This window comes from Nostoc sp., from assembly GCF_036917515.1.
In the GTDB taxonomy this organism is placed as follows: domain Bacteria; phylum Cyanobacteriota; class Cyanobacteriia; order Cyanobacteriales; family Nostocaceae; genus Nostoc.
Window position 1 is genome coordinate 1 of sequence record NZ_JBALDE010000198.1, and the last position, 9312, is coordinate 9312.

At 40.2% G+C, this 9312-nt stretch carries 9 protein-coding genes and 2 pseudogenes; 2 read left to right on the plus strand and 9 right to left on the minus strand.

Features of this window, described 5'->3' with window-relative positions; all coding sequences use genetic code 11:
* Positions 1–199 precede the first annotated feature (199 nt).
* The 9 genes and pseudogenes from V7K89_RS36090 to V7K89_RS36095 form a co-directional block, all read right to left on the minus strand.
* Positions 200–455: pseudogene (locus tag V7K89_RS36090) on the minus strand (DUF3891 family protein); the annotation flags it as partial.
* A 380-nt stretch (positions 456–835) separates the two neighbouring features.
* A complete protein-coding gene (locus V7K89_RS26185; RefSeq protein ID WP_335192381.1) occupies positions 836–1534 on the minus strand; it encodes a manganese catalase family protein in 699 nt (232 codons plus the stop codon).
* A 203-nt stretch (positions 1535–1737) separates the two neighbouring features.
* Positions 1738–1986 (minus strand): GlsB/YeaQ/YmgE family stress response membrane protein, encoded by a 249-nt coding sequence (locus V7K89_RS26190; RefSeq protein ID WP_335192383.1) that lies wholly within the window; start codon positions 1984–1986, stop codon positions 1738–1740.
* Positions 1987–2663: 677 nt separating this feature from the next.
* Positions 2664–4046: an oxygen-independent coproporphyrinogen III oxidase gene (gene hemN, locus V7K89_RS26195; protein ID WP_335192385.1), complete on the minus strand. Its 1383-nt coding sequence runs from the start codon at positions 4044–4046 to the stop codon at positions 2664–2666.
* Between the two features lie 160 nt (positions 4047–4206).
* Positions 4207–4923 (minus strand): biliverdin-producing heme oxygenase, encoded by a 717-nt coding sequence (locus V7K89_RS26200; protein WP_335192388.1) that lies wholly within the window; start codon positions 4921–4923, stop codon positions 4207–4209.
* 788 nt (positions 4924–5711) lie between these two features.
* Positions 5712–5891 carry a helix-turn-helix domain-containing protein gene (locus V7K89_RS26205; RefSeq protein WP_335192390.1) on the minus strand — a complete coding sequence of 60 codons (180 nt, stop codon included), beginning with the start codon at positions 5889–5891 and terminating at the stop codon, positions 5712–5714.
* Between the two features lie 304 nt (positions 5892–6195).
* The gene (locus tag V7K89_RS26210) at positions 6196–6513 is read right to left on the minus strand and encodes an ISAs1 family transposase (protein WP_335192392.1); all 318 of its coding nucleotides are present in this window, start codon (positions 6511–6513) and stop codon (positions 6196–6198) included.
* Positions 6514–6850: 337 nt separating this feature from the next.
* Positions 6851–7291, minus strand: a complete 441-nt coding sequence (locus V7K89_RS26215) for a TetR/AcrR family transcriptional regulator C-terminal domain-containing protein (protein WP_335192395.1) — start codon at positions 7289–7291, stop codon at positions 6851–6853.
* Positions 7292–7303: 12 nt separating this feature from the next.
* A pseudogene (locus tag V7K89_RS36095) lies at positions 7304–7513 on the minus strand (TetR/AcrR family transcriptional regulator); the annotation flags it as partial.
* A gap of 314 nt (positions 7514–7827) precedes the next feature.
* On the opposite strand from V7K89_RS36095, the gene V7K89_RS26220 reads away from it, so the two are divergent.
* Positions 7828–8151 (plus strand): antibiotic biosynthesis monooxygenase family protein, encoded by a 324-nt coding sequence (locus V7K89_RS26220; RefSeq protein ID WP_335192398.1) that lies wholly within the window; start codon positions 7828–7830, stop codon positions 8149–8151.
* Between the two features lie 446 nt (positions 8152–8597).
* On the plus strand, positions 8598–9239 hold the full coding sequence (locus tag V7K89_RS26225) for an alpha/beta hydrolase family protein (RefSeq protein ID WP_335192401.1): 642 nt from the start codon (positions 8598–8600) through the stop codon (positions 9237–9239).
* Positions 9240–9312 lie beyond the last annotated feature (73 nt).

Here is a 9312-nt window from a genome sequence, read left to right on the forward strand (position 1 = left end):
TTATATCTTCTACCATTTGCTTTTACCTTGGTTAGATGTATTCAATATTCCTGGGATGAAACGTTGTTTCTTTAAGTTGATTGAATTGATGAATGGTTTTCGAGCTTCTCTGATTCATTTCTCTATAGCTAGCTAATCTTCTCCTATTTTTCTTCCCCGAAGGTAACAAAAGAGGGATTACTCGTCTAAAAGTTTGTCTTAATTTTGAAGACTTACCCCGGCTTGGCTCATTTAAACGGCTGATGTGCATGGAAATTAATAGAGCTACCCATCTTCCACGGTATAGGGCATTCTTTGCCAAATTAGCCAATTATATCGATACCTGCATCTACATAGGCATTTGTGGAGAGGGTGAAGTCCTTTGGCGCACCTGCTTCAGTCAGAATATCTTCTTCCCACTCTTTTTCTAGATCATCATGATGAGAAATTGCAGCTATTGTTTCATATAAATGACTTCCCAACCATTTAGTGTAGTGTTGACAATCACAAGTGAATCTCCTGATTCTGAGTTTTGATTTTGAGTTGAATTAATTTCTGAAGTCAGAAATGTCGGGATAGAAATTCAAGAAGCGATCGCTCTAACTTTTTCAGTGTGGCTGAATATTTATAGCTATAGCTATTTTAAATTGAGTGTAATAGCCAAATACTCAGCAAGAATTCCCGACTTATTAAAAAGTCGGGAATTTTTTGCTTACCAGATGTAATTAAACAGCCTAAAAATTGCTAAATAAGGTGGGCTGTTTCTTCATAAGATGATTGGGAGTTTTTCATAATACACCAAAAATCTCTTCGCTCAAAATCAAATCAATCTATACTCTAACTGCAATCTATACAATTAGGCGTGGCTTTGGCTTTCTAGCGGATTAGCAATGTATTTGAACGTTGGCTCAGAATTCCAAGGGCCACGCTCATCTTTACCATTTCCGTTTGTAGATAGGTTGTAGTAAAGAGCAACAGTTTCATCTGGCTTAATATTACCAAAGAATGGATCTGTCAACTTACCTAGCGAATCTAGAGCTTTCATAAACATCTGGGTATGAGAAATTTCTCGTGTTAACAGATGGACTAAAGTCTCTTGGGTTCCTTTGTCAGTTGCCAACTTAATCAATTCTTCGTAAGTCTGGCGAGCACCAGCTTCGGCTGCAAGGTTAGCTCTTAAATCACGCACGACATCTCCACCTTCATTCAAGTAACTTGCAGTCCAAGCATTACCTTGACTATCTAGAAAATGAGGCCCAACTCCTCGGATCGCAAAGAGAGTACTTTTATAAGCCTCTGTTTGATCCACATTTTTGGTATGACCTTCGATGAGCTTCCCAACCATTTCTAAATGGCTGAATTCCTCAATCGCAATGTCTTGAAGCATGTCTTTAATGCCAGCATTTTCGACATGGAATGATTGAACCCAATATTGAAGTGCTGCACTAAGTTCTCCAGTAGCTCCGCCAAACTGCTCTAGAAGCAACTGAGCAAAACGAGGGTTTGGTTCACTAATGTTAACTGCATGAATAGGCTCTTTCTTGTGAAAAAACATAGATTTACACTTCCCAAAATTATGATGTTACAAAGGATCGGCTATTTTATTGTCTTTTAGTTTTTTCCAGCCAGTAAGAGCTAATTTTATCTTTAATAGCTTCTCAAATTGGTCAACTAAAAGACTGATAAAATACAGTATTCATGTGAGTGTTGATAACTGCCAATCAGCGATTATGCATTTCTGCTTCTTCTGATTAATTCTCATATATAAATAGCAACAATTGCACCGAGCACAGCTACTAAAATACCAGGGAGAGTTAAACCAGCGCCAGCCGAAGTAATTTGCAGAGTTCCTGTTCGTAGCAAGGTAAACAGACTTCCACCAACGAAAGCACCAATGATACCCAAAATCATTATGGAGAGAATTCCACCACCTTGATAGCCAGGATAAATAGCTTTAGCAATTGCACCTGCCAAAAGTCCTAAAACTATCCAAGCAATAATACTCATAACCGCCTCAACAATCTCACTTATATCTAAGTTATCAACTCTAATTCCAAATTCTTTCTACCAGATGGGGTAAATGCTAAATCCAAAAGTTATACAAAATAATTTATATCCAGTTATATCCAGATTGGATGAGAAAATGCATTTTTTACATTTTACATAACATATCAAACGAAAGTTTTTGCATTCATTTTTAAGTTATTAAAAATATTTAGCCTTGAAGATAATTATTCTCAATAAAATAAATATTGTTCAATCTATTTTTTTATCTCTATCTTAAGGCATAAATTTTATATTTAACTTTTTGTGGATATATTAATAATATTTATTTTCAAATTAGTAATAATTTTAAAGGAAATAATTTATTATTAATTATCTATCTAAGTAAATAAATAAGCTTTTTGTTATACATTTTTTATTTAAAAATACCAATTTAATTAATGATTGTAACACATTATTGGGTGAAGACAAAATGAATCATATTTCTACAAATTGTGTATTTGTTGCATTCTTTTTTCCAATTGCTTTTTGACCGCCTATCACGCTTGCACTAGTTTTCATGCACCACGCAAATAAGTTGAAAAAAATCGGATTACTATAGTCTTAATAAGATTCCCTCAACTTTTATTTTTAAGGTAGATTGAGGGGATAATATGTGGTAAATATTTGCAGAAGCGATATCAAATAGCGCGGGAAAACTTTGTCTCTCGCGTTCTTGTATGAGTATCAAATATGACAGCAATATTTCTTACTAGTAATCTACCGATATCTGTAATCTGGATCTGATTTTTTGATAAACTGACGAGACCATCGGCTTCTAGTGGTTTTAACGCCTTTAGTTCTTCAGAAAAATATTGATCAAAACTAATATGATATTTGTTTTCAATATCTTGCTTATAAAGTTGAAAATGAGACATAATACCCATAATTACATCACGTCTAATAATATCATTCTGAGTGAGTTTGATACCTTTACTAATAGGTAAAGTATTGGCTGCTAGTGTCTGATAATAATCCTTTAATTCCTTGTGGTTTTGGGCATAAGCATCTTCTAACATACTGATGGATGTGGCACCAAAACCAAATAATTCTGTTTCAGCGTGGGTAGTATAACCCTGAAAATTGCGTTTGAGAGTGCCATTATGTTGAGCGATCGCTAATTCGTCATTAGTTTTAGCAAAATGATCCATCCCAATAAATAAATATTGGTTATTTGTCAATTCTTCAATAGTCATTTTCAGAATCTCTAACTTTTCCTCTGCTGGAGGTAGCGCCTCTTGAGGAATATTTTTTTGCGTCGGTTTGAGCCACGGTACATAAGCAAAGTTAAAGACAACAATTCGGTCAGGATCTAATTCAATCGTCTTTTTCAGCGTCTTTTGAAATGTCTCGCGAGTTTGATAAGGTAAACCATAAATTAGGTCTACATTCACACTTTCAAACTTAGCTTCTTTGATCCAACTCATGATATCAAAGAGCATTTCTTCTGGCTGGACACGATTGACAGCTACTTGAACTTGGCGATTAAAATCTTGAATGCCAAAACTAATGCGGTTAAACCCAATCCGTCTCAGAAAGAAAATGTAGTTTTTATCGATATAGCGGGGATTAATCTCAATTGAGATTTCTGCTTGGGGATCGATGTTGAAATAACGATTGATGTTTTTCCATAAAAATTCTACTTGATGATGATCCAAGTAATTAGGAGTACCACCTCCCCAGTGGATTTGCAGCACTTTTCTATCTTGATCGATTAAAGCTGCAGTGTTTTTAATGTCTTGAACCAAAAACTCCACGTAAGGTTTAGCAATATTTTTGTTGTTGGAAATTACTGTATTACAGCCGCAGAAGTAGCAAGCACTTTGGCAAAAAGGGATATGGAAATATAAAGAAAGAGGGGTTTTGCGTTGATTAGATGCTGCGATCGCGGCCTTAAAATCAGTTTCAGTAAATGTTTCGCTTAACTCTGTAGCGGGCGGATAACTGGTATATCTAGGTGCGCGAGTATCGTACTTTTGGATCAGATCCAGATCAAACTTGACACCAGGTAATAGAAAAACCATTGAGTTGCTTTCCAATGAATGAAGGGAGTAGGTAGAGACACGATTAATCGCGTCTGTGGGGAGTGGGGGAGTGGGGGAGCAGGGAGCAGGGGGAAAATTCCTCTTCTCTGTACCCTTCCCCCTGTACTTCTGCCTCTTTACCCAATGCCCAATGACAAAATTAATTAGCCGCAGCTATTTCAGCGCTACCTGAATTCTGAGAACGAGTGAGGCTATTGAAGAGAACTTGACCGAGTGCTTTAATTAAACTTCCCTCTAACTCTTGAGCAATCTTTAAATTAAACCCAAAGGCATTATTAGCTTCTGCAACAATCCGTTCTGCTGTTATATCATCAACGGGTAATGCATTTAATGCCTGACGATACTTATCCTTAAATGCCTTTTTGTCAGAAATCTGCTCAAAGTTGTAAAAGGATGTGCCTTCATAGCCAGAAAGCTTCAGGGTTGACTGAGCAACTTTTTGTAGCATTTGACCCCCAGAAAGATCGCCCATGTAGCGAGTGTAGGCATGACCTAGCAACAAGGCTGGTTCACTAGCAGAAATTTCCCGAATGCGGTCAATGTAGGTCTGGGCAGCAGGTGAAGGTGTAACTTGCTCTCTCCAATTATCCCCATAATAAAATACCATGTCTTTTTCAAGTGAGGATTGGCGATTAAGTTCCACAAAGTAAACTACACTAATTACAGGATGTTCTCTATGGCTCTCTAATGCTGCTTCTAGTTCGCTGTAGACGTAATACAAGTTACTTAAGAACTTGGCGAAGCAGTCTCTATCCACTACTCCTTGTAAAAAACATTTCATGAATGCCACATTTTCTGCTGATGTGTGGGCTTGTTGAGTTCCAGAGCGCAGTTTGATGGCTAGATTGCTACTCATTGTTGCTTCCTTCATGTTCAAGCGCAAGGTTTCTCGGCAGTCACCGACTCACGATGCCTGCCGCAGCCTGCTAAAAAATTGTTATTTTAGGTTTAGAGAGGATCTGCATCACTCTATCCAGCAAATACAACTGCCGATGCAAATCCCAGCTATTTTTATTTCTCCTAAGATTATTTAACTATTCGTTCATATATAGCTATGAAGATATTAATATTTATTTATGTTTTCTGATGCTCATGTTCAGACACATCGCAGTTGAGTAGTAATAAAAATGGTTGTGGGATAGGTATTTATTTAAACTCTGCAAAAACAACAGGGGAAACGCATCTTATTTCCTAATAAAAACTAAAAAAGATATCAAAATATTATAGATAATTGTAAAAAATTAGAGAATGATAAATAAAACAAATCAACAAAATTTCAATAATCTGAACTAGATTATCCCAATCTGAATTAATATCTGTTAATACTAAAAATGTTACCATGCTTGACATGTAAGGAATATTTATTATTGGCTAAATATTAGTCATAATATTTTTGGTGCATTTACAATTATGGTCAGCAAAAGAGATATTAAAATTCAGGAGACCGAAAAGTTTTGTGAACGCTAAAAAATAATAGTGTATCAGTATCAGAACTATGTTCTGGTGCAAAAGTTGCTCTTACCTTTTTGGCTGATTTCTTAGCTTTACTTATGTTGTGAGTTCAAGTGAGCTATTCAATATCGGTATTCAAAAGTATGTTCTTTAGACAAAAAGATACTGACACAGCTATTCATCATAGAGCGATCACAGCATCATCGATTTTCCGTTTTGCACAAGAAGAGCTTTTTTGATTTCTAATAAGCCTGATATCCCATCAGTTCTGTACTTCTGCAACCATCTCACGACCGTTGAAGTATCTTTTGCCAAGCGTTTTCCGATTTCTTGTTGCTCCTTAACCTGCCCGCTTTTTATCCACCACAGCATAATAAGCTTTTCTTTTTAGTTTCCTAAATTCGCTGTTTGTAGACGTTTTTTAAGTTCTTCTTCGCTCTCTGCGATTTCAATTTTAAAAGGGCGGCTCATGGTTATTTTAATTTATCAAGTTTGATTTATCCATTATATGCAGCTTCATATAAAACAGCTTCATATAAAATTGGTATAACGCTAAAACTCTTGCTAAGTAGTTGTTATCCATTGCTGCCAGAAACTGTTTATTTTTAATTCCACGTTTAACTCGCTTTTCTTTATCTAGAAGATTGACTGTAATCTGCCGCAAAACTGCAAAATTCTATGGAGCATTATCTTTCCTAACCCGACAGTCATCTTCTTTTAAAGCTACATTTAATATCCAATGCAATGAATTATCTATCCCCCAATGATTACGGACAGAATTGGCAAATATTTTCGCATCTTCTTCAAGGCTACTAATAAAATAACAAGTTTCCACTGTTGTTTTACCATCTAACGAGCGGACGGACTTTACCATACTAACGCTATTTAATTTTGACCAAACTGAATCTGGGTGAAGCCGAGATTGAATTCCGGATAACATCACGTAGTGGCGAATTTCATAACGACTATGCCTATATTCTTCTGTTTTATTCAAGTTTTCTCTCGTCTATTTACCCTCAAACAGTGAAGAGAGTTTTTACGTCAACCAATAGACCGCTATTATGGGGTAGCTTGTGAAGTTTATCTGACTGAGCCTAGCTAGGGTTGATTTTAAGCGGTTAATCCATAAGCTAAGGTTATAATTCATCCCTCACAATCTCTTTTTGAAGATTTCCCAAAAAATGGTATCATACACTACTATTTTTTAGCGTAGGCGTAGCCCGCTGTGGGCATCGCAAAACTTTTCAGTCTACTGACTGTAATTCCTACAGAGCATAGCTTAAAGCTTTTCTTAGTGCCATTTACCTCAAAACGCTGATTTGTGAACAAGTCTACTCTGTACCCATGTGTGCCCGCAAAAATACGTCTACAGCACTCTGAACCCACTGTGCTAGCGCTTCGTCAGTTTGAAACAACGAGGGTAGCTGAAAACTGGTGCGGAGCATAGGCCAACCGAACACAATACTCATAAAATGGTCTGCTGCAAGCTCAGTGTTTTCGATCGAGAGAATTTGGCGCTGCACCAACGACTCTAAATACTGCTTCACGAGTTCTCGCCCCCAACCCGGTCCATTCTGCCAAAATGCATTGCCAAGATCAGAAAACACAGGCGCTTCAGCGACCAACAGCCTTTGCAATCGCTGACCATCATCATTCAAATTCGCACGCAAAACCTGCAACCCATACTGATACAAGACTTCGTGGGCAGGCGCATCTTGGCGGAGGATGGCAGAAGCGACGGGATCGACCAGCTTTTCGGAGCGACGCTTCATCAGTGCGGCGAAGAGTGCCGCCTTGCTGGGATAAAGCGAGTAAATCGTCTGCTTAGAAGCACCCGCTCGGTTTGCAATTTCATCTGTGCTGGCGCGGGCAAAACCCTGTTCGAGAAACACCGCAGTCGCGGCTTCTAGAATCGCCTCATTCCGCAAATCACGTTCATCTGCACGGGGTCGCCCGGGCCCACGCTTTTTGACTTTGGGGCCTTGTTTGCTCATTTCTGAATCGGACTTTGTAACCTTCCAAACCTAACTATAGCGATATCTATTGCTAGATTCAGGCGCTAACAGGAGGGCTGCTTTATTCTTCTTTACATATCGGGCTTGCAAATATCTTTGAAGTTGATACCATAATAGTACTGATCAGTACTATTTATTTGTAACCTGTACGCCCCTTTGACACCGTCGATGATTGAGTTCAGATGATTCTACAAAAGCTGCATGATTTCAGCATCTCAATTTCGAGAACGTATACAGCATCATCGCCAAACGCCGTTTTAACGACAATCCACAGTCAACGGAGATAAAAAAATATGCCAGTTGCTTTAATCAATCCCTTTGTCGTTCCCGCAGACAAAGAAGAATTCTTGAGAGCTTGGAACGAGACCACGCGAGTCTTCTCCAGCACACCCGGTTTCATTGAAACCCACCTGCACAAAAACACGGGTGTCGGTGATAGAACCTTTCGATACATCAACATCGCGCTTTGGGAAAGTGCAGACGCCTGGAATGCGACTCACGGCAGCTACAAACCGGGTGAAGAAAGCATTCCCGGTGTCGAGCACCATCCTGGCATTTTCCAGGAAGTAATCGCTTCCAAGAGTATGCGCGAAGTGGACTGGCGAATGCCACTGTAAGGGCTGCCGCTGATTCTGCTGCTGAATATGCACTGAGTTTCAAGAACGCCTCTACGGTGATTACAGGTTCGCCACAAATGCGATGGTGCAAAGCACACGCTCTCTTGCGATCGCAGTTGCCGAGACGAGAGACCGCCGAAGGCTCTACGCCATGAAAATCCTCGAACAAAGGAGTAAACTCATGCCTACAATGCCTTTCAATATTACCCGCCGCGCGAAACGGCTCTCAGAACAACGCTGGCTATTAGATGCAATCATCAGCCTGATGGGACCCGATTGGGATCAGGGTCGTCTGGGCTATATGTCCAGTACTTGCGGACACGATTCGCAAGGTGACTTCATCGGACTGCGCCAGCGAATCAAGACTTACAACGACATGACACGCGAGTTCATGCAGGCGGCGCGACGCCGCGAGCTGCGTGCCGAAGCCGAACTAAAGCTGGGACATGATTCTACAGCCCGTGAGAGCTTTTTTACAGCTAGCATTCATTCTTTATGGTGGAGCGCAGTGGTCGATCGAGGCAAACACACCTCTGAATCTCGATCTGAATCAGAAGAAGACGGATTGCTATGCCAAGTTCATCCAGCTCGCGGGTCGGCACATCGAGCGCATCGATGTGCCGTTTGAGGATCGATCGGTACCAGCAATTTTCTCCCTCCCACCGACATACAAGCATGGCGATCAAGTTCCCTGTGTTGCGATTATCTCCGGTATGGACGGCTGGAAAGAGCTATCAGTGGCGATGGACGGGGACAAGTGGTTGCAGCGAGGCTTCGCGGTTCTGGCGATCAATGGCCCGGGGCAGGGCGAGGCGCTGATTCGGGAGGTCTGGTACGACCCGGACACCTACGGTAAATTGGGTTCATCTGCATTCGACTTGGCGGCTGCCCGTCCAGAGATCGATCCCAGTCGGATCGTTGTGCATGGTCTCAGCTTTGGCTCTTATTGGGCGACCACACTGGCGGCAGCTGAACCGCGTTTTCTCACCTGCGGCGTTGCCATGACCTGCTTTGAAGCTGGCGGCTTTTCGCTGTTTGAAACGGCAAGCCCAACGTTCAAACTGCGGTTTATAGCAGTTCCTGCTTGAGTGCAATACAGTATGGGATGATGGAGTATATCAACGTCTAAGTGCCTGTAGAATGAAACCTTACTCCTGTGAT

What these genes read in the sequence shown, in the direction of transcription:
- hemN (WP_335192385.1), bottom strand. Translation starts at nt 4,046, where the DNA reads ATGGTTTTTCTATTACCTGGTGTCAAGTTTGATCTGGATCTGATCCAA.
- V7K89_RS26200 (WP_335192388.1), bottom strand. Translation starts at nt 4,923, where the DNA reads ATGAGTAGCAATCTAGCCATCAAACTGCGCTCTGGAACTCAACAAGCC.
- V7K89_RS26185 (WP_335192381.1), bottom strand. Translation starts at nt 1,534, where the DNA reads ATGTTTTTTCACAAGAAAGAGCCTATTCATGCAGTTAACATTAGTGAA.
- V7K89_RS26205 (WP_335192390.1), bottom strand. Translation starts at nt 5,891, where the DNA reads ATGCTGTGGTGGATAAAAAGCGGGCAGGTTAAGGAGCAACAAGAAATC.
- V7K89_RS26220 (WP_335192398.1), top strand. Translation starts at nt 7,828, where the DNA reads ATGCCAGTTGCTTTAATCAATCCCTTTGTCGTTCCCGCAGACAAAGAA.
- V7K89_RS26190 (WP_335192383.1), bottom strand. Translation starts at nt 1,986, where the DNA reads ATGAGTATTATTGCTTGGATAGTTTTAGGACTTTTGGCAGGTGCAATT.
- V7K89_RS26215 (WP_335192395.1), bottom strand. Translation starts at nt 7,291, where the DNA reads ATGAAGCGTCGCTCCGAAAAGCTGGTCGATCCCGTCGCTTCTGCCATC.
- V7K89_RS26225 (WP_335192401.1), top strand. Translation starts at nt 8,598, where the DNA reads ATGATTCTACAGCCCGTGAGAGCTTTTTTACAGCTAGCATTCATTCTT.